The organism is Synechococcus sp. A15-60 (assembly GCF_014280095.1).
Taxonomy (GTDB): Bacteria; Cyanobacteriota; Cyanobacteriia; order PCC-6307; family Cyanobiaceae; genus Synechococcus_C.
On sequence record NZ_CP047933.1, the window covers coordinates 1672501 to 1690120 of the forward strand.

General features: G+C 56.5%; 23 protein-coding genes and 1 riboswitch. Of the genes, 5 read left to right on the forward strand and 18 right to left on the reverse strand.

The genetic code is table 11. The features are described from left to right. Positions 1–5 precede the first annotated feature (5 nt). Complete coding sequence (locus tag SynA1560_RS09175; RefSeq protein ID WP_255476904.1) at positions 6–611, reverse strand: Crp/Fnr family transcriptional regulator; 606 nt, start codon at positions 609–611, stop codon at positions 6–8. 662 nt (positions 612–1273) lie between these two features. Further along, a riboswitch (cobalamin riboswitch) is annotated at positions 1274–1421 on the forward strand. A 119-nt stretch (positions 1422–1540) separates the two neighbouring features. Here SynA1560_RS09175 and SynA1560_RS09180 point away from each other — a divergent pair. After that, positions 1541–2065 (forward strand): HupE/UreJ family protein, encoded by a 525-nt coding sequence (locus tag SynA1560_RS09180; RefSeq protein ID WP_255477141.1) that lies wholly within the window; start codon positions 1541–1543, stop codon positions 2063–2065. Positions 2066–2477: 412 nt separating this feature from the next. On the opposite strand, the gene SynA1560_RS09185 is transcribed toward SynA1560_RS09180, so the two are convergent. From SynA1560_RS09185 to SynA1560_RS09250, 15 genes are all read right to left on the reverse strand, one after another. Further along, positions 2478–3629: a hypothetical protein gene (locus SynA1560_RS09185; protein WP_255476905.1), complete on the reverse strand. Its 1152-nt coding sequence runs from the start codon at positions 3627–3629 to the stop codon at positions 2478–2480. Between the two features lie 44 nt (positions 3630–3673). Continuing rightward, on the reverse strand, positions 3674–4567 hold the full coding sequence (locus SynA1560_RS09190) for a metal ABC transporter substrate-binding protein (protein WP_186469018.1): 894 nt from the start codon (positions 4565–4567) through the stop codon (positions 3674–3676). 55 nt (positions 4568–4622) lie between these two features. Next, positions 4623–5411, reverse strand: coding sequence for a metal ABC transporter permease (locus SynA1560_RS09195; protein WP_186500263.1), 789 nt, complete (start codon positions 5409–5411; stop codon positions 4623–4625). Continuing rightward, positions 5398–6105, reverse strand: coding sequence for a metal ABC transporter ATP-binding protein (locus tag SynA1560_RS09200; RefSeq protein WP_186500265.1), 708 nt, complete (start codon positions 6103–6105; stop codon positions 5398–5400). Before SynA1560_RS09200 ends, SynA1560_RS09195 begins: the two co-directional genes overlap by 14 nt. A gap of 27 nt (positions 6106–6132) precedes the next feature. Then, entirely contained in the window at positions 6133–7518 is a 1386-nt protein-coding gene (locus SynA1560_RS09205) for a hypothetical protein (RefSeq protein WP_186500266.1), read from the reverse strand. Beyond that, positions 7515–8204, reverse strand: a complete 690-nt coding sequence (locus SynA1560_RS09210; protein WP_186500268.1) for a TIGR03943 family protein — start codon at positions 8202–8204, stop codon at positions 7515–7517. The genes SynA1560_RS09205 and SynA1560_RS09210 overlap by 4 nt, the downstream gene beginning before the upstream one ends. A 16-nt stretch (positions 8205–8220) precedes the next feature. Continuing rightward, the gene (locus tag SynA1560_RS09215) at positions 8221–9180 is read right to left on the reverse strand and encodes a permease (protein WP_186500269.1); all 960 of its coding nucleotides are present in this window, start codon (positions 9178–9180) and stop codon (positions 8221–8223) included. Positions 9181–9193: 13 nt separating this feature from the next. Next, complete coding sequence (locus SynA1560_RS09220) at positions 9194–9535, reverse strand: c-type cytochrome (RefSeq protein WP_186500271.1); 342 nt, start codon at positions 9533–9535, stop codon at positions 9194–9196. Positions 9536–9759: 224 nt separating this feature from the next. After that, a complete protein-coding gene (locus tag SynA1560_RS09225) occupies positions 9760–10026 on the reverse strand; it encodes a DUF3721 domain-containing protein (protein WP_186469025.1) in 267 nt (88 codons plus the stop codon). Between the two features lie 71 nt (positions 10027–10097). Next, complete coding sequence (locus SynA1560_RS09230) at positions 10098–10682, reverse strand: hypothetical protein (RefSeq protein WP_186469026.1); 585 nt, start codon at positions 10680–10682, stop codon at positions 10098–10100. 72 nt (positions 10683–10754) lie between these two features. After that, positions 10755–11585: a metal ABC transporter permease gene (locus tag SynA1560_RS09235; protein ID WP_304623167.1), complete on the reverse strand. Its 831-nt coding sequence runs from the start codon at positions 11583–11585 to the stop codon at positions 10755–10757. Positions 11586–11677: 92 nt separating this feature from the next. Then, the gene (locus SynA1560_RS09240) at positions 11678–12418 is read right to left on the reverse strand and encodes a metal ABC transporter ATP-binding protein (protein ID WP_186501635.1); all 741 of its coding nucleotides are present in this window, start codon (positions 12416–12418) and stop codon (positions 11678–11680) included. Positions 12419–12420: 2 nt separating this feature from the next. Then, positions 12421–13356: a metal ABC transporter substrate-binding protein gene (locus tag SynA1560_RS09245; RefSeq protein WP_186469027.1), complete on the reverse strand. Its 936-nt coding sequence runs from the start codon at positions 13354–13356 to the stop codon at positions 12421–12423. 470 nt (positions 13357–13826) lie between these two features. After that, positions 13827–13958 (reverse strand): hypothetical protein, encoded by a 132-nt coding sequence (locus tag SynA1560_RS13835; RefSeq protein ID WP_255476906.1) that lies wholly within the window; start codon positions 13956–13958, stop codon positions 13827–13829. A gap of 534 nt (positions 13959–14492) precedes the next feature. Next, positions 14493–14648 carry a DUF2256 domain-containing protein gene (locus SynA1560_RS09250; protein WP_186469028.1) on the reverse strand — a complete coding sequence of 52 codons (156 nt, stop codon included), beginning with the start codon at positions 14646–14648 and terminating at the stop codon, positions 14493–14495. 290 nt (positions 14649–14938) lie between these two features. On the opposite strand from SynA1560_RS09250, the gene SynA1560_RS09255 reads away from it, so the two are divergent. From SynA1560_RS09255 to SynA1560_RS09265, 3 genes are all read left to right on the forward strand, one after another. Further along, positions 14939–15133: a hypothetical protein gene (locus SynA1560_RS09255; RefSeq protein WP_255476907.1), complete on the forward strand. Its 195-nt coding sequence runs from the start codon at positions 14939–14941 to the stop codon at positions 15131–15133. A gap of 218 nt (positions 15134–15351) precedes the next feature. Beyond that, positions 15352–15549 carry a hypothetical protein gene (locus SynA1560_RS09260; protein ID WP_186469030.1) on the forward strand — a complete coding sequence of 66 codons (198 nt, stop codon included), beginning with the start codon at positions 15352–15354 and terminating at the stop codon, positions 15547–15549. 124 nt (positions 15550–15673) lie between these two features. Continuing rightward, positions 15674–15841, forward strand: a complete 168-nt coding sequence (locus tag SynA1560_RS09265) for a hypothetical protein (RefSeq protein WP_222930237.1) — start codon at positions 15674–15676, stop codon at positions 15839–15841. Positions 15842–16096: 255 nt separating this feature from the next. Here SynA1560_RS09265 and SynA1560_RS09270 read toward each other — a convergent pair whose 3' ends face one another. Further along, entirely contained in the window at positions 16097–16459 is a 363-nt protein-coding gene (locus tag SynA1560_RS09270; RefSeq protein ID WP_186500275.1) for a hypothetical protein, read from the reverse strand. A gap of 13 nt (positions 16460–16472) precedes the next feature. Next, a complete protein-coding gene (locus SynA1560_RS09275; protein ID WP_186500277.1) occupies positions 16473–16673 on the reverse strand; it encodes a hypothetical protein in 201 nt (66 codons plus the stop codon). A gap of 667 nt (positions 16674–17340) precedes the next feature. Between SynA1560_RS09275 and SynA1560_RS13840 the strand changes: the two genes are divergently transcribed. Further along, positions 17341–17475 carry a hypothetical protein gene (locus tag SynA1560_RS13840; RefSeq protein WP_255476908.1) on the forward strand — a complete coding sequence of 45 codons (135 nt, stop codon included), beginning with the start codon at positions 17341–17343 and terminating at the stop codon, positions 17473–17475. Positions 17476–17620: the final 145 nt, after the last annotated feature.

A 17620-nucleotide genomic window follows, 5' to 3' on the forward strand; every position in this document is an offset into this window, starting at 1 on the left:
CGACATCAGAGGTGCGAGAACGGAGCCGAATTGATCATGTCGACCGAGAAATTCATGGCGAACTCACCGCCCGAACAATTCATTTCATCGAGATTTCGCCACTTCGACACCTGACGAGTTGTGGTCACTCGCGTCGCACCGATGAGTTCTCCAAGACGGTCATGGGTGAGACGAAATGGCAGCTGGAAGCAATCAATGCAGCGCTTTCCCAGCCGATTGACCAACAGAGCAAAGAGTGCATGAAGACGCTTTTCGGCCTGGCCATAGTGACGAATGCGCAGCAGCTGAAGCGTCCACTCATTCACAGCGTCCATCCCGACCTCTTCGTCGGAAGCAGAACTGCGAGCAAGACGCAGATCCGTCAAAGCCTCCACACAGATGCCCTCACTACAGAGACGATCGGTACGCAGCCGGTCTCCAGCCTGAAGAAACGCCAAGGTCATGCCCTCGGTGTCCTCGCAGGGGCAGTACACCCGACAGAACCCCTCATGAATTTCAAGAATGCTGCCTTGTCCCGCCGATGCCGGATCAATCAGCACGGTCTGATGCCGCGGCATGGTCATTAATGCCACGGGGGCATCAGGCAGAAATCGGTAAGCCGAGAGGGTCATGGATGGCAGGCATCCTGCTATTGAGAATCGAGTGCAACTATAGAGGGAAAACGCGACTTGCTGCAAGCGATTCTCAGCAGCAGTATCAATAAGCGTGCAGACCTGTGCCTGGGAGGGCCGTCAAACGCCTGGTCGGACCTGGGGCAAAAATCTCCAAATGCAAGTCGTCAACGGGGATGCAAGCGATCAAACCCTTGTGACTGCACGGTCACACCCGATCCACTCTCAACCTTTCAAGGTCAGAGAATCGAAACGCTCCGCACACGCTTCACAAGTGCTTGAGCCTCCAAAGCCCCGATCAATGCCCGACCAAAGAGTGCTGATCCACCATTGATTCTCAACAGCGACCAGGCCATAGCAACAGGAGCGATCGTCATGACCCAAGAAACACCAGCTCTGCAAATCATGCGTCAGCCCGCCATAGAAGGGGCCATGAGCTGATCGAATCAGGCCATCCAACAGACTCCAAAACCATTTGAAATGGTGCAAACAGGATTGTCAGCAGTGAAAGAATCTATAAAAACTCATCGATCAACATTTCAACACCAAATTCTATTCATCTCTTGAGCCAGAAATAAAGAATCCTGGGAAATCAAGGCTGCAATGAAGACAGCCAGCAATCGTGATGAAAGTGAAAATTAGAGTGCACACCCAAGCCATCGTGCTACAAAGGTATGTCTGGTTTCAGCGGGGATCAGCCGCTGATGGAAACGGGGAAAGCGCGGTGAAAATCCGTCACTGTCCCGCAGCTGTAAAGCTCCCCCACAGGTGGAGAAAGTCAGAACGCCCGCCAGGATTACAACTCGACGAGGATCGACTTGCTCTCTTTGCATGCACCCAGGCCCTTGATGAAGGCCAGCGCCATCGCACTCCCTGTTGTGCTGGCTGCATCACTCGCCGCTCCCGCAAGCGCTCATCACCCCTTCGGCATGGGTGACAGTGCCAACCTCTCGGCTTGGCAAGGGCTGCTGAGCGGCATTGGTCATCCCCTGCTGGGCCCAGACCACCTGCTGTTTCTGCTGGCCATTGCCTTCATTGGCCTGAAGCGCCCTCTGGCCTGGGTGCTGCCCCTCCTCGCCGTGGGCCTATTCGGCAGTGTGCTCTCGCAATTCATTCCCCTTCCTGATGCCATCGCACCCTGGGCAGAAGCCCTGGTGTCCCTGAGTCTTGCCGCGGAGGGCCTGATTGCACTGACGGTGCTTTCCGCAGCATGGCTGCTGCCGCTGATTGCCATGCACGGCTTCCTGCTTGGCAGCACGATTGTGGGGGCCGAAGCCACACCCCTCACCACGTATTTCCTCGGACTTCTTCTTGGTCAGGGCGCTCTGCTGCTTCTGGTCACCGTTTGGTCGAAGGGGCTCATTGAGCGCTTGGGGGTCCAAGGTCAACGCCTTGGCGCAGGCATCTGGATTGGAATTGGCTTGGCGTTTTCCTGGGTTGCTCTCGTCGACTGACGATCAACAACATCCAACGGGTCGGAGAACACTCAAGAGTCCTGCCAACACCCGTTGGCAGGACCTTTTTTGCGACCGACGCGCCTTCCAAATAATTCGAATCGTCGGCCATTGGCCAACGCCTCTGTTGCTTGAAGAGCAAAGGCATCCGTCATGCCACTTCCTGGGTGGCCCCTGAACAATGAATGCTGAACACTTGCATCCACACACCAGGGCTAGAAGCATTCAAAAAGCAACCCTTAAAACCGAGTCAGACAGAGCAGACAAAATCCTTCCAGAAACCTAACAAACATCCACAAAAAACCTCGATCAGCCCCATCAAGAGGTCAATCGAGGTCGCATCTCCTTAAGAAGTTGAGTGACTTAAAAGGTCACGGGCAACTTAATCACCGAATCCAAAACATGGCAACAATCAGAATGCGATCGTGACGCCTGTTCCTACGTGGTGCTGGAAGCCAACGCCCCATCCGGATCCGCCCTCAGTGCTGTAAACGGGCTCCCAATGGGCGAAGAGAACCACATTTTCAGCCACTGGATATTCCAACTCAATCTCACCACCCCAGTCCGTGCGCTGAGACAATCCTGAATAATCACCGGGGATGTAAAAGCGAGGACCACCGGACAGGGTGATGTTCAGAAGGTCAATATTGAAGCCAAAACCAGGCCATAGGTCGGTGTAGTTGCCGATGTAGGTGCCATCCGATTCCCAACCCGTGCGGTTTTCAACGGAGACGAAAACACCGTCAATCACATCCTGCAGTCCATCACCCAAAGCGAAATTCACATCGCCATCGCCAAAGGCGTAGACCACCTTGGCACCCACCTCATTTTTCAGACCGGTGCCAAAATCTTCGCCTTCGCCAGTGACGTAGTAAGGCATCCAGGCGAGCGATAACTCCAAGCGTTCGTTGGGTTGATAACGGGCTTGGAGATACCCCTTGATGTCCGTGCGACGGAACGGAGCCCCGGATCCATGGCCATGGCCTGCATGACCCGCGTGGTCGTCATGGCCTTCATGGCCTTCGTCATGATCCTCGTGATCATCATGCGCTTCCGCATGATCTTCATGCTCGTCGTGATCGTCATGGCCTTCATGATCGCCATGTTCTTCCGCATGGTCTTCATGATCTTCGTGATCATCCGCATGATCCTCATGTTCCTCGTGATCATCGTGGCCTTCGTGATCACCGCTGCCTTCGTGAGCATCGTGATCACCGGATTCCACATGCACACGGCCATAGAAATGTTCAGCCTCTCCCCACACAAGCGCAGGCCCGAGAGACGCTTCAATAGCGAAACTCCCCTCATTGGGAAGCCCCCACTCCAACACCACACCGAATTGTCCGTCGATGCCGTAATGCTCAGGATGCCCCTCGAGATTGTTCTCAAAACCTCCATGCCCCTCAATGGTGATCACAGGGATGGCACGAAACTCTCCGGGGGGCAAAGGCTCTTCGCCGCCGGCGGATCCATGGGCACGAACCTGCTGGAGAGCTGAGTCTCCGGCTGCAAGCAACGCCAGAAAAGAGACTACTTTCAGCAACTTGAACTTGAAGCTGTTCATCACAAAAGACGGGGAGAATTGATGGGTTTAAAAGTGCTCTTCAGTCAGCGAATCGCGGACCAACGCTGTTGAAGCTGCGCGGCAGCTTGCTGGTCACAGCGGCCTCCCTGGGCCACCACAAAGGTGCAGACATTGCTGGTTGCCGTTTGGATCAGGCTTTTGCCGGGGGCCAGGCCGTCAGCCACCAACGCTGTGCTCGCCAAGGGAATGCCGCTGGCACGACTGATGCGCCGCATGGTTTTCGAAGGAGGCAGGGATTCCGGAAAAATCACCTTGGTTCCCGAAGCTTTGATCGCTTTGCTGATGTCGTTCAAGCTGGAGGGGCGCATGCGCCCACCTGTGGCGTACTCATCGATCACTGGCAGCTCACGAATGCCATAGCGGTTCGAAAGAAACGAATAGGCACGGTGCCCCGTGACCAGAACCCTCTGGGGCTCGGGAACCGTTGCGACCTGTTGGGCCGTCCAACTCCCCAGAGAGTTCAACACCCCAGCCATGGCCGTACGCCGCTGGTTGATCGCAGCAAATTGCTGGTCGCTGAACAAGGGCTTGAACTTGAGCACGCTGACGTTGGCCATCGCCGCGACATTGGCCGGGTCGTGCCACAGATGGGGATCGTTTTGAGGATTGCTGGGCAGAGCGATCTCACCCAACGACACCACGGGACCACCCGCTTTGACGCCTTTCAGTGCCGGCGTGAGGCCATAACCATTGAGCAGCACCAGATTGGCTTTCCCCAGGTTGGTGCGGTCTGCAGGACGCAAGGCCAGGGTGTGGGGATCTGCTCCAGCTGGGATCAAGCAGATCACCTTGGCGTCGTTCGCCACCAACTTCTTGGTGAGATCGCAAAGGATGCCATCCGCGGCAACGATGGTGGGGGTGGAGGTCGCCGCTGCCAGCAGCACCCCCGCCGCTGAGGGAATGAGCGCGACAGACATGAGAATGATTTTCACTCCTCAAATGATAATCATTCTCACGTCGCCGTCCAGCGAATTATGAATTCGCTGGCCTGAGGCGCGGAAGGCTGAGCAGCAGCATGCAAACCACGCCGATCAGAGGCCCTGGAGGCAAATTCAGCGGCACAGCCAACAAAAAACCAACGGCGCTCAACGCCAATCCCACCAACGCCGACTGCACCATCGCGGCCCGCAAACTGCTCACCCTCGAGAGTCCTGGCAACACTGGGGCACACAACAGACCGATCACGAGAATCACGCCCACGGCGGCCATGGCGCTGACAATCACCATGGAGGTCACCAGCGCCTGCACCAACTGCAGGGTCTTCACCGGCAAACCAACTGCAACAGCTCCGTCAGGATCCACCCCAACAAACACCAGCTGGGAGTAACGGGTGAGCAGCAGCAGCAACAACGCCGCCGCAGCCACCAACACCCGCGTCAAGTCATACCAATCGACGATCAGCAGATCACCGAACAACAGAGCTTCAAGATCAAGGCGCAGGTCCAGCACTGGGATCAACAGCACCCCAAGACCCAAGAAACCGGCAAGCACGGTGTTGATCACAGCTTCCTGTCCAGCCGGTTGCGATCGCTGCAAGCGCTCAGACATCAAGGACCCCAACAAACCACTGATCACTCCGCCAATGGCAGGGTCAATTCCCATCGCAACAGCGACCGCAACACCAGGCAGAACAGCGTGAGAAATCAAATTGGCCTGCAGCACGCGCCGCTGCGTGACCAACAAGGTGCCGGTGACGGGACACACAATCCCCACAAGCAAGGCCATCAGCAACGGGATCAGCCAGAGATCAAGCGCAGTCATGGCATTGCGCTCCTGGATTGATCTGCTGGCCCAGCAACTGGCGCACTTGTCCAGGGGGTCCATCGGCCAGCACACGGCCATCCAGAACGATCACCCGGTCGTAGTGATCCAAGGCCGTGCCCCAGTCATGACTGCTGACAAGGAGGGTCTGCCCCGCATCGGCAAGCTGACGCATGAGTGAGAGCAACTGATCGCGCGTTGGCGGATCAATGGCCGCACAGGGTTCATCCAACAGCAGCACACGCGAGGGCTGCACGAGCGTCCTTGCAAGAAGGGCCCGTTGCTGCTGGCCTCCCGACAGTGCATCCAAACGTCGACCGGCCAGGGCATCCAGACCGACCCGTTGCAACGCCGCATCACGATCGCAACACCCAAACGATCGACGCGACATCGCTCCTAACGCCACGAACTCCCGCACGGAGATGGGAAACGACCAATCGATCCGACCGCGCTGAGGCATCAACACCACCCGATCGCGGCACCCCTGAATCGGCATCCCATCACAGGCAACCTGTCCAGCAGTCGGGGTGAGACGTCCTTGCAGCAAGTGCAGCAACGTGGACTTCCCGGCCCCATTGGCACCAACCAGCGCAGTCAGCGTGCCGCTTTGAAGCGTGAGCGATACATCATCAAGAACGGTGCGCTCGCCGTAGGCCACGGTGAGGCCCTGCGCAACAAGGGGGTCAACCCCCATAGGAAATGAGAACGATTCCCGCTCAACCTATCGAGAGGGGGAGAAAACGTCAGTCAAGGCTCCGCCAGCCGGCAACCAACGCGCCAGTACAGCAGGCTTATTGATCACCTCAAGCTCAAGGGAGTCGGCATCGAACAAAGCCACCCGGCCTTCGGCGGAATCCGACTGTTTCACCACCGTGAGCAAACGGTTGCTCACTGGGTCGTAATCCAGTTCAGCCCCTGACGTCAGCCGCCATCCCCCCAGAGAAACACTGTTGAGTTGCTTGCCCTCGCTGTCCAGCAGCAGCAACCGATCGTCTGTGCTGCGGCCCGCTTCTCTGAGCACCACCCAAAGCCGGTCCCCTGCGATGTTGCAGGCCGCAGCCATCACACCCGCCTCGCCCAACCACACTTCACGCGGTGGTCGGGCTGGAATCACCAGTTCAATGGATCGCCTGTAATCCGGCCAGTGACGGATCAACAGCGCTCGCCCGGAACCAGAGCAGAACGCTTTCAACTCGCGGCGTCCAGGCAAGGACTGTCGGGTGGATGGCGCATCGCGAGCATCGAGCGACAACAGTTCCAAGCCGTCGTACGACGGCATCACCAAACCACCACCATCGGGAAGCAAGCGCAAAGCACCACTGGGCTCAAGATCCAAAACACGCATCTTTTGCTCTGCCGATTGAATCCAGACGCGATCACTGCCGGGATCAAAGCCCCCCAATTGCACCAGCAGATCGCCGCGCTGATTGCTGCTGAGATGAGCAAACAACAACGTTCCCGATGCACCGGATTCGAGTTCTTCAAGGGCTCCCAGCTGCGGATCCTCCAGCCCGTTCCGCCTGGCGCTTAGGGCACGTTGATTCAACGCGCGAACTAGCACGCGTTGGCGAGCCTCCATGTCGTCACTGACCAAGGCAACACCAGCACCGTTGCCGAGCGGTTCAATCTGAAGGATGGTCTCTTGCGCAGGGGCCAGGGCCTGCCACTGCCCGTCTCGCAATTGCATTTGCAAGCTTTCACCGTCCTCCGAAGGCACCACAGCAAGGAGATGCGGTCGGGGGTCCCACCAGAGTTGCTGGGGCGGCAACGCCAGTTGCCTGAGATCCCGGCCCAGCACGTTCAAACGCAAGGGACTCTGCAGCGCCTGCCCAGGAGCGACGAGCAGCCTCAGCCGGTCCTGCACGCCAAACCAGCGGTGAGCGACATCAGGGAGCAACCCACTCTGAGCAACAGACTCCGGATCCATCGGCCGGCTGAACACCACGTCCAAAGCTGCCGCTCCAGATCGAATGGGCTGAATGGCCACCGACTGCACGCGAGGCGGTCGTCGCAACAGAACTTGCTGTTGCACAACAGCCAGTGCGGAAAGAGCGGCAAGACACCCCAGCAGGAGACGAATCGGCGCTAGCGGGCGCGGTGACGTCATGGCTCGAGCGGCCTCTCTGGACGTGGAATCGCCTGGATGCTGGTGGGCTTGACCACATTCACAGGAACGCCATCCAGCTCCTGCACGATCAAGCTTCCTTCAATCGCAAGCCACTGATCCGCTTCAAGGTTGGCCTCCTCAGGCCAGAGGATGGGCATTCCAGCCGGTGTGGCATCCGCGAGGCAGCAACGCACCGTCAGGCGAGCCAATTGGGGAGGTTCACCAGGACGCTCCAACACAAAGCCACTGATGCGCACCGGGGCGCCAGCATGCAGTTCCGGATCCGGCTGGCTGCGCAGCAATCGCACCCACTCCGTCAGCGTTCGCTGTTCAGGCGGAAGGAAAAAGCTGAGTTGAGGTGCCTCCGGAAGACTGTCGGGACGGCTAGCCGCCAGGTCGCTGAAGGATGGGGCAGGAGGCATCACCAGAATCGCAACAGCCACCAAAGCCGAGAACAACCAGGCCCTAGGTGCCACAACGTCGCGTTGTCTGGTAGCCCAGCGCAACTGCACGAAGGCCAGCGCCAGCAACACCCCGCCGGCAAAGCCAACGATGGGATGAAAGGCCACATTCAGGAGAAGATCCAGTCGCCCGGAGAGGGTGCTCCACAACAGCACCCAGCCCCAAAGACCCACCACCAAAACCGGGAGCAGGGGAGAACGCAGGAATCGCGGCTGTCGTGTCATCGGAGCCATCAAGACATCACAGCTGAAGGAGATTCACCCACTGACCGATCAACAGCACCATCAGCGATGCCGATGCCGCGGTGATCGCAATGGCTCGCGGCGTCAGCAACACCGTGAACAAGCCAGCGAGCTTGAGATCCACAACAGGCCCCAGCAGCAGGAAGGCCAACAGAGCGCCGGGGGTGACCTGGGCGGCAAACCCAAGCGCCAGGAAGGCATCGACGCTCGAGCAAACCGACACCACCAAGGCCAGGAGCATCAGCGCAATCACCGACAACGTCGGTGCACTCCCAAGGGCCAGCAGCCAATTTCGCGGCAGCCAGGTCTGAACCAACGCAGCCAAGGCACTCCCTAACACCAGCAAGGTAAGGAGGCTGAGAAATTCTTTGGTGCTGTGCTGAACCAGAACGCGGGGACTGACGCCTGCAGTGTCGTCGCGTTGCTCTGGCGACACAGACGCGGACCCCAACACCCCACCACGGCGCTCGAGCAGACCGACGGTGGACAGGGGCTGACTCATGCGGCGCTCCTCCAGCAAGGCCGTTTCAAGCAGCTTGGCTTCGGGCAGCAAGCCCAGGAGTGCACTTAAGAACAGCGCAATTAAAAAGGCGCCAGCGGGTCGCGCCCACAACAGCCAAGTCTTGTCAGGGAAGGCAGCCCAGGTGCTGGCCAAAACAATCGGGTTGAGGACAGGCGCCGCAAACAAAAATCCAAATCCGGTGCCCAGTGGAGCACCACTGGCCAGAAGACGTCGTGCCACGGGAACATTGCCGCATTCACAGGCCGGCAACGCGAAACCCAAAAGCGCACCCACCAGTGGAGCGAGCAAGGGATGGCGTGGGAGGCGACGCACCCAGGTCGACTGGGGGACAAGCCAGCGGGCCAGCCCAGCAATGGTCACCCCCAGCAGCAAGAAGGGAAGCGCCTCAATCAGCAGGCCTTGAAAAATGGCCCATCCGGTGGCTAGACGCGTCATGCAAGCCGAAGGATCAGCTCCAACCCTGCATGGACTGATCTTCTACGTAGGCAGCGACGTCTTCGATTTCCTTCTCGCTCAGAATGTCAAGGAAGGCGGGCATCGCGTTGCGTCCGTAAGTCACCTGAGCAACGATCGCGGATTCATGACCCTTCAGGTAGTTGGGTAGGTAGGCCTGGAGGTCATCTTGGCGGAGGGACCGTTCGCTCTTCAGCACATTGGCGCCCCCCGCATGGCAGGCAGCGCAGTTGAGGTTGAACAGTTGACTACCACGGGTGAGATCAGCAGCCATCACCTGAACCGGAGACCAAAGGCTGATCAGAAGAGCGAGAGCAAGCGAGAGCAGGCTGCGCATGGCCATCGACATCGGTGTCCCGATTATTGGCCGAACCCTCCTTGCGCTCCAGCCATCGTCACCAACGTTGCACAAACAGCCAGCTAGAGGCGTGTCTTCTGGCCACCAGTCAGCCACTAAGGCGCGGTCTTGAAGCTTGATACAACAAAAAACCTCAATCCCTGTGCAGTCCAGGAATTGAGGCCGATTGGTGACGCTGTCGAACAAGTGTTGACGTCAGCGATTCAGTGCTCAGCGCAAGGCATCCACATGTCTCCCATCGGGTGGGCGCCTTCGCAATCGAAGTTGACAGCAGCAGCTTCGGCTGCAGAACGCGTGGGGAACATCGTTTTCTGACCCTGGGCTGTAGCAGAGGGATCCACAGTCAAGAGAGTTCCAGTGTGGTCGTCACCAGTGACGTGGTGGGCGCTCACCGACTGTGCTCCCACAAGGGTGAAAGCAGCCGCAACGGCCAAGGAGCCCCGGATGATGGCACGGTTGGACAGGAGCATCAGGCTGATCAACGAGGGGGTGATGCAACCATTGTCCACCATGGCAGCGGCCTTCGACGACTGCGATGGACTCAGCGGGCGTCGAACGGTGCAGATGAATGGTGCAGCACGATCTCAAGCTGACCATCGCGGTCGCGGAGATAGGTCAGTGTTTTCTCGACCAGCGCGCTTTGTCCATTGGAATCCGTCAGCCTGAATAGGCCCATGGTGTTCGCCGTGTTGCCCATGAGTTGGACCACATAGTTCTCCACTTGGCAGTCCACCCAATGCCGATAGGTGGCAAATCCTTGGTTGTCCCCAAAAAGGGGAATGGATTCATCAGGACCAATGAAATACGCCATTGCTCCTTCCCGTGTGGTGCGAAACGTTTCAGGGCCTGTTGTGTAGGTGGGTTTGAACGCGACAGGGCCAATGTCAAAGGCATAGGCCGTATCGATCACAGCCGCCGCCTCAACCTTCGCCGCCTTCACACCACCGGTCTGATAGGCCGCGCTGATGGTGAGCAGAGCATCACACCAACCCTGCTGAGCCTGCTCAACCTCGCTCTGAGTGATGTTTGTATTGAAAAATTGAACGTGATCTGTCTCCGCTGTGACTGGTGCTGCAAACAAAGACGCCATGGTGATGACGCTGCCAATCCAAAAGGAACGAACCATCAGATGTTGAGAGTGAGGATGCGGTAAATCGTGGTTAGCAACAGTTCACTCAAGGGGCAACAGACGGGGCACTCATGGTGAGGAGCGACGCAAAATTCCATGCTGAGGAGCCAGCAGAAACGCCAATAAAAACAGCCCAGTTTGCACCAGCACAATGCAACCAGCTGTCGAACTATCGGTCCAATAGCTCACATACACACCAATCAAACTGGACAAAACACTGCTGCCGATGGCGAGCCAGGTCATCCGATCAAAGCGATCCGTGAGCAGGTAAGCCGTCGCGCCTGGAGTCACCAGCATGGCCACCACCAGAATGATGCCTACGGTCTGCAAACCAGCCACGGCAGCAAGGGACAGCACGGACAGCAAGAGGTAGTGAAGAAAACCTGTGTTGATTCCGATCGAGCGTGCGTGGGTGGGATCGAAACAGAACAGCAAGAGGTCTCGCCGGAAAAGCAACAACAACGCCACGACGGCGGAGCAGATCCACCAGGTCTGACTGATGTCTGCCGCTGAGATGCCCAACACGTTTCCGAACAGCACGTGGGTGAGATCAATGTTGCTGCGGGTCTTGGAGACCAACACCAACCCCAGCGCGAAAAAGCCTGTGAAGACCAGGCCGATCACGGTGTCTTCCTTGATCCGCGATTTCTGCTTCACAAAACCGATGGTTGCCACCGAACCGACACCGAACACGAAGGCACCGAGGGAAAACGGCAAGCCGAGGGCATAAGCCAGCACAACCCCTGGCAGCACGGCATGGGAGACCGCATCTCCCATCAGGGCCCAACCCTTGAGGGTCATGTAACAGGAGAGCAATCCACAGACGCCACCCACCAGCGCGCTGATCAGCAGCGCACGAACCATGAAGTCATGGCGCAGCGGTTCCAGCAGCAACTCCAGCAAGTCCGAGATCTCAGCTCACCGCCATTGTCCCAGCAGCTTGCACAAAGCAGCGGCAGCGACCACGTGTGATCACACAACTGATCTTCAGATCACTGCGGATGCCCTCGCAACAGATCAGGAGGAACACCACCGAACGCCAGCGACAGATTCTCAGGAGTGAACACCTCAGATGTCTCTCCGTAGGCCAAAACCGTCTTATTGATCAGCACAACGAGATCGCAGAAATCACGCACGTGACTGAGGTCATGGGTGGAGATCAACATCGAGCAACCTTGACTGCGGAGTTGCAAAAAAAGCTCTGCCATCAGCTTTTCAGTGCGGACGTCCACGCCATTGAAAGGTTCATCCAGCAACAACACCGAAGCACGCTGGGCAATGGCTCGGGCGAGGAAAGCGCGTTTGCGTTGTCCACCGGAGAGTGCCGCCAGAGGTCGATCGCGCAACTCGAGCAGATCAACGCGCTCAAGAGCGGCACGAACGGCGATCCGATCCGACTGCCGCGGGATTCGCAGGCAGTTCATACCGCCATAGCGACCCATCATCACCACATCCCAGACGGAGACGGGGAAATCACAGTCGATCCCCTCGCTTTGGGGCACATAGGCAACCGCTTGCTCCCGTTGCGCTGCCGCCACCTTGGCCCCATTGATGCGAATCCGTCCTCGGGATGGACGCACAAAACCGGTAAGGGCCTTGAACAATGTCGATTTCCCGGCGCCATTCATGCCAACCAACCCACAGATGCAACCAGCAGGAAGGGTCAGGGAGGCGTCGTAAAGCGCAACGGTGCCGTTGTAGTCAACGCAAACCTGCTCTGCTGCGATCCGGATCGTCATGGGGTTGGATCGGCGGGGGAGCCAAGACCAGCTCGAATGAGTTTCACATTGTGGCGATGCAGATCGAGGAGGGTGGGGGCTGGACCGTTGTCATCTGACAAGGAATCGACAAAGAAACTGCCACCAAAGCGACTTCCGGCTGCTCGAGCAACTTCACGTTGCGGCTGATCGCTCACTGTGGTTTCGCAGAACACCGCTGGCACCTGATCCTGTCTAACGCGATTAATCAGTCTGGCCATCCGGCGTGGCGTGATTTGGCTTTCCGCATTGACGGGCCAGAGATAGGCCTCTTGCAGACCGTAATCGCGCGCGAGGTAGCTCAGAGCACCCTCGCAGCTGACCAGCAACCGTTGGCCTTCAGGCAAGGTTGCCAAGCTCTGGCGCAACTCCTCATCCAGCTTTCGCAGGCTGGCCTTGTAGGCCTCAGCGTTGCTCTGATACGCCTCACTGCCCTCAGGATCCAATTCAGAAAAGGCCAGCACAAGCTGATCGACGTAGTGCTGGGCCGTCTTGGGCGACATCCAGGCATGGGGGTTGGGGCGCCCCGCGTAAGCGTCCTCCTCGATCAAGAGAGGCTGTAGTCCATTGGTCAGCGTCACGGTCGGAACTTGGCCGGCAGCAGCTGTAAAACGCTTGGCCCAGAGTTCCAACCCCAACCCGTTCTCAACGATCAGGTCAGCGCCCAATGCCCGCTCGATGTCACTGGGAGTGAATTCATAGCCATGAATCTCAGCACCAGGCTTTGTGATCGACTCCACCTGCAGGCGGTCGCCAGCAACATTGCTCGCCATGTCGGCAAGAATGGTGAAGGTGGTTAAAACCTTTGGGCGAGCATCCGTTGTGGCGCCACGCTCCATCGAGGACAAACGGCTCGGCCCAGAACAGGCCATCAGCAGCGCCAGCAATCCAACAGCAAGTGTGGGAAGGGGCATGTGACGCGTCGCCAAACAGTGGTGCTCCTTGGTGATTGATCAGAGAACACTAGGGAACGAACCTCGGGCTTCAGAACAGAGACCGAGATCCCATCAATCGACCGTCATACCTTGGCCGCACCATCTGCCAATCCAACAACGGGCTGCACACCAGCCATCGATCACGTACTTGGCCCAGACTTCAAACCACTTCGTGTCCGAAGTTTTGATTGTGTTGGTTCATCACTTCACCAACACAATCATGGATCGTCAGCTGAAATTAATATTGAAGCAATAACCAACACATTGAATGAAAGAGTGAACCATTGAGATCATGAGCACAATGAGAATGTAGGCAGTTCGTGTACCTGGCAAAGCAGTATCAAACTCGCAAACACATCCTCAAACGATCATTGATTCACCTTGGGTCAAGAAGAACTCAGTGTTTCCATTGACCTCGACCAAGCCAGCATGCAGTGTTCAAAAAATCCTTAAAGACCGGGATTATTCATTCGGCGACCCACAACCGTGAGAGCCATGATTAAGAGCACGAGCGCCACAACACCCTGACCGTCCACGCGCTCCAAGCCAGAAAGAACAAGCAGAAGACCAGGAAGCGACATGGAGACCCGCCTTAACCATCAAATCTCATTCAATGTCGGCGCTGCCGGGAACAACTTGAAAACTGCATAGGCCCTTCACAGCTCTTCACTGGCTGGCCGTTGCTGATTGCCAAACGTGACGCAAGACCTCTAGGGCCAGCAGGCCAAGCGTCCAACACCAACTGGCACAGTGACAGTTGGCTCGCGATGGTTCCTCTGTGAGGAACCGGGTGAGCGGCATCGTCGAAACAAGGCAAGACGGCCGCTGACACACCCCAACCACCCCTGCCTTCGGCGGAGCATTTTTCTCGCAAAATCGGAAAATGACAGTTTCAAACCGGCACACGCTAAATCTAGTGTGACGCAGGGCATCGACCAAGCATCTTGCTCGCCGAAATGCGACACCATGCCCTCCTACACACCGCCAGAGACACCAAATCTGGGGCTTGCGCGAACCCGCACACCAGACCTATTGATGGTGTGGTGAGCAGAGCGCACTTTGCAGTGTCCTGCTGACGCTTTTGGGCCGGGTGATGGGAGCTTCGGCACGAGTGTTCAAACCTTCGATCGACGATCGGAGGTTTTTTTATGGCGCCTGCACCGCTCTGAGCAGTAGCGGACTTCGTCCCAAACGTCCTTCCACTTCTTGCGCCATTGAAAGGGTCGGCCGCAGACAGGGCAAATTTTGGTGGGGCGATCACTTGGACGCATCCAGAGCGAAGCGACGGGAATGGGCCTCCATGATGAACAGCCTTGGCAGGCAAAGGAGGCATCCTCCAAAGCGATGCCAGAAGCATCAGAACATCAAACCTGCTCCAATTTCACACGCAAACCAATACATCCCTCCTCACAGACACAAGCAACCATTTTTATTAAGCAAAAATAAATACTTATTTGCGAAACAAGAAGCGAGTGCTCCAAAACCATGACCGTGTCATAAATTCCACACAATCAGCGTCGAGGTGAGAATGGCAATCCATCAGTCAGCACCAGCCTGCTTTATGCATTGGAGCGTTCAACGCGTCACCAAACACCTCTACTCCGTTTCAGCGACCACCAACGGAAAGGAATACACCCACGTCGGCAATTATCGATCTGTTGAGGATGCCAACCGTGCGGGACGCCGCTATGTGTCTGCCCTGGCGCACGGGATTGAAAATCAATCCCATCAGGCATCCCAGGCCCTAGCGTCATAACAAACCACGACGCTTGCCAAGCAAAGATCTGTCTTGACGCCATGTGGACAGTGTTCAGGATCAACTGAACAACTCAAACAGGAGCACCAAAACAGACACAGTTCACGGTTCAGCCGCTTAAGTGAGAAGTTCCTCAAAAAGCGACTTAACCGTGCGATTTGCAACAAATTGTTTGCTTTCTGCCGATACCTTGCAGTCACTCCCTCATGGAGATCGACATGAACGGCAGCATCCAGCTCACAGTTGAGCAGCGCTTTCAGATCGAACAATTCAATCGCACCCTGGAAACAACGACTGACCCCGATCAATTGCGTCAGTTGGCCCGGCAGCTCATGACGGCGTGGCAAACGCAAAAGGCAGCTACCAGTTGGGTGATGCGGCAGGGCATGCCGCCGATCAGCGGCACTGACAGCTAACCCGCCAGCCGTCGGCACGGGCCAACGAACACGGGCCTCCAAAACTCCATCTTTTTGCCAACAAGCGATTGCGATGGAAAGAGCCCGGATGTGTAGTCATGGGCACTAGGGTCTAAGGAACTTCGTGCCCGGAATGGTTGAGCTGTATCTCAACGCCAAGCTTCACAGCAGCATCACCGTCGACGCTTATCGCTCTGTTTTGATGCTTCAGAACCTTGACGACCAAGATCTCAAGCTCAGATCGGACCTGCTGCGTCAGGTCGACAATGGATCCATCAGACTGATCGGGTGAGCCTTCTAGGTCGTTGTTTGAACCCACCGACCCACGCTTTTGGAAAGCCATCCTCGGACTGGTGTCTCTCTTGGTTGGATGCTCTTTGGCATGGCTCATGCTCCATGCCTGAACCGGGATGCAAAAAGCCATGAAGACTCATCCAGCTGTTACGGCAAGCTGAAGAGTCTTCGCTCGCGGTCTGTGTCACCACACGCACGAGCGAACTAATCCTGAACGCAGGAAGAGCATTTGGTGTCGGACGTTACATTGTTTTCAAATCCAGGACTGAATCAGCATCCAGAGACACGTCGCGATCGCCAAACCGACTCCAACCGTCAGCACCCCCAACACCACTGCACTTCCACCAGCGACCCACAGCAACCGACCAAAGGTTTTCGGAAACAGCAGATGCAGAGTGATTCCAAAGGCGAGTGGCCATAACGGCGGTATCACCACACAAACAATGGCTAACGCCACCAGCTTGAGCCGATGTTGGTCCTGTTGTTGCTTGTCAGTGAGCGCCTGCTGCTCAGCGCGTTGCCGTTCCAGACGTTCATCATCGCTGAGCCAACGGCCAAGGTCCTGGGCCTGAGCCAAGTCCTGTTCCAGTTGGTCTTGTGGAGTGGGATCCACCATCAGGCCATCGTATTCAGTGCGGGTTGGTTGCATCACGCTTTCTCCAAGAACGCTCTAACGATTGGCGTGCCTGCTCAGGGTTCAGCGCTGCTGGCCGTTGCTGGCTACGCAAACGCGCACGAAACGGTCCTGTGATTCTCCAGAAGCGCAGCGCACTGGCTAGAGCCACCACCAGCCAAGCCACAAGAATCCACCGTGGATCATGCCAATGCATCAAGGAGCTTTCCTGTTGTTAGGAGCGAGTGCTGAACGATCACCACAGGCGAGTTCCCGAGAACGCGACTGAACGGTGCTTTTGATTGTTCACACGGGTATCTTCACAGAATTCACCGTCAGGTGACAATTTTGCAAGCAATCCAGAACCGCGTCATGCCGATCAAACCATTGGCAGTCGCGCGACGTGAAGCAACGCACTGACCAAGGCTCAGTTCAATGACACAAAGGCACACCAGGATGTCGCCTAAGGAAACAATTCAATCCAGACAAATCACTTTCGACGTCTTGCCGTGAATCAATTAGAGTTGAGTGGTCAATGAAGATGAACCCATGTTCTGGCGAATCTCATCTGCACTCATCTTGTCCGTTACTGTCGCAGGGTGCAATATCGATGTCGACAACCTCGAAAACTGCACTGACAAGGATGGGAAGCCTTTGCCAGAATGGGTCTGCAGAAAAAATACAGCCCCTGCCGAGGAAGAAAAGTGATTGAAACAATGAGCCAAGGTTCATTGACAATTTAATTATCAAGTCAATCATCATTTTCAAGCGCCACGTAGGTTCGAGCTAATCCGAAAGACTGTCAAAAAGTCGTCTTCATCGAGGGCCCCTGCAAATCGTGAACCGACGCTTGATCAGAACCAACACATCAACTCCTTCAATCCATGAAATATCTGTTTGTTTTGATTTTCTTGTTCGCCATTGCGGTGATCGGTGCTTTTCTTGCCGGCCAAGAAGAAACACCCACAGAAAACCTTGAGAATGTGAAAATCAAAACAGAGCATTTGAAGCTCACTTGACTTGTAGTCTATATCTTCAATCATGCGTGCAAATGTGGTTCAAAGCGCCGGGTCTGTACCATCATGATTAATCACAGGCAAACACCACACTGGCATATTCTTAAGCTCTTCAGAGCTGCGCAGAGAAACATGATTGACCCATCTG

Coding starts and splice junctions, on each gene's coding strand:
- SynA1560_RS09175 (WP_255476904.1), bottom strand. CDS start 611: ATGACCCTCTCGGCTTACCGATTTCTGCCTGATGCCCCCGTGGCATTA.
- SynA1560_RS09180 (WP_255477141.1), top strand. CDS start 1,541: ATGGGTGACAGTGCCAACCTCTCGGCTTGGCAAGGGCTGCTGAGCGGC.
- SynA1560_RS09185 (WP_255476905.1), bottom strand. CDS start 3,629: ATGAACAGCTTCAAGTTCAAGTTGCTGAAAGTAGTCTCTTTTCTGGCG.
- SynA1560_RS09190 (WP_186469018.1), bottom strand. CDS start 4,567: ATGTCTGTCGCGCTCATTCCCTCAGCGGCGGGGGTGCTGCTGGCAGCG.
- SynA1560_RS09195 (WP_186500263.1), bottom strand. CDS start 5,411: ATGACTGCGCTTGATCTCTGGCTGATCCCGTTGCTGATGGCCTTGCTT.
- SynA1560_RS09200 (WP_186500265.1), bottom strand. CDS start 6,105: ATGGGGGTTGACCCCCTTGTTGCGCAGGGCCTCACCGTGGCCTACGGC.
- SynA1560_RS09205 (WP_186500266.1), bottom strand. CDS start 7,518: ATGACGTCACCGCGCCCGCTAGCGCCGATTCGTCTCCTGCTGGGGTGT.
- SynA1560_RS09210 (WP_186500268.1), bottom strand. CDS start 8,204: ATGACACGACAGCCGCGATTCCTGCGTTCTCCCCTGCTCCCGGTTTTG.
- SynA1560_RS09215 (WP_186500269.1), bottom strand. CDS start 9,180: ATGACGCGTCTAGCCACCGGATGGGCCATTTTTCAAGGCCTGCTGATT.
- SynA1560_RS09220 (WP_186500271.1), bottom strand. CDS start 9,535: ATGCGCAGCCTGCTCTCGCTTGCTCTCGCTCTTCTGATCAGCCTTTGG.
- SynA1560_RS09225 (WP_186469025.1), bottom strand. CDS start 10,026: ATGCTCCTGTCCAACCGTGCCATCATCCGGGGCTCCTTGGCCGTTGCG.
- SynA1560_RS09230 (WP_186469026.1), bottom strand. CDS start 10,682: ATGGTTCGTTCCTTTTGGATTGGCAGCGTCATCACCATGGCGTCTTTG.
- SynA1560_RS09245 (WP_186469027.1), bottom strand. CDS start 13,356: ATGCCCCTTCCCACACTTGCTGTTGGATTGCTGGCGCTGCTGATGGCC.
- SynA1560_RS13835 (WP_255476906.1), bottom strand. CDS start 13,958: ATGTCGCTTCCTGGTCTTCTGCTTGTTCTTTCTGGCTTGGAGCGCGTG.
- SynA1560_RS09250 (WP_186469028.1), bottom strand. CDS start 14,648: ATGCGTCCAAGTGATCGCCCCACCAAAATTTGCCCTGTCTGCGGCCGA.
- SynA1560_RS09255 (WP_255476907.1), top strand. CDS start 14,939: ATGCATTGGAGCGTTCAACGCGTCACCAAACACCTCTACTCCGTTTCA.
- SynA1560_RS09260 (WP_186469030.1), top strand. CDS start 15,352: ATGAACGGCAGCATCCAGCTCACAGTTGAGCAGCGCTTTCAGATCGAA.
- SynA1560_RS09270 (WP_186500275.1), bottom strand. CDS start 16,459: ATGGTGGATCCCACTCCACAAGACCAACTGGAACAGGACTTGGCTCAG.
- SynA1560_RS09275 (WP_186500277.1), bottom strand. CDS start 16,673: ATGCATTGGCATGATCCACGGTGGATTCTTGTGGCTTGGCTGGTGGTG.
- SynA1560_RS13840 (WP_255476908.1), top strand. CDS start 17,341: ATGAAATATCTGTTTGTTTTGATTTTCTTGTTCGCCATTGCGGTGATC.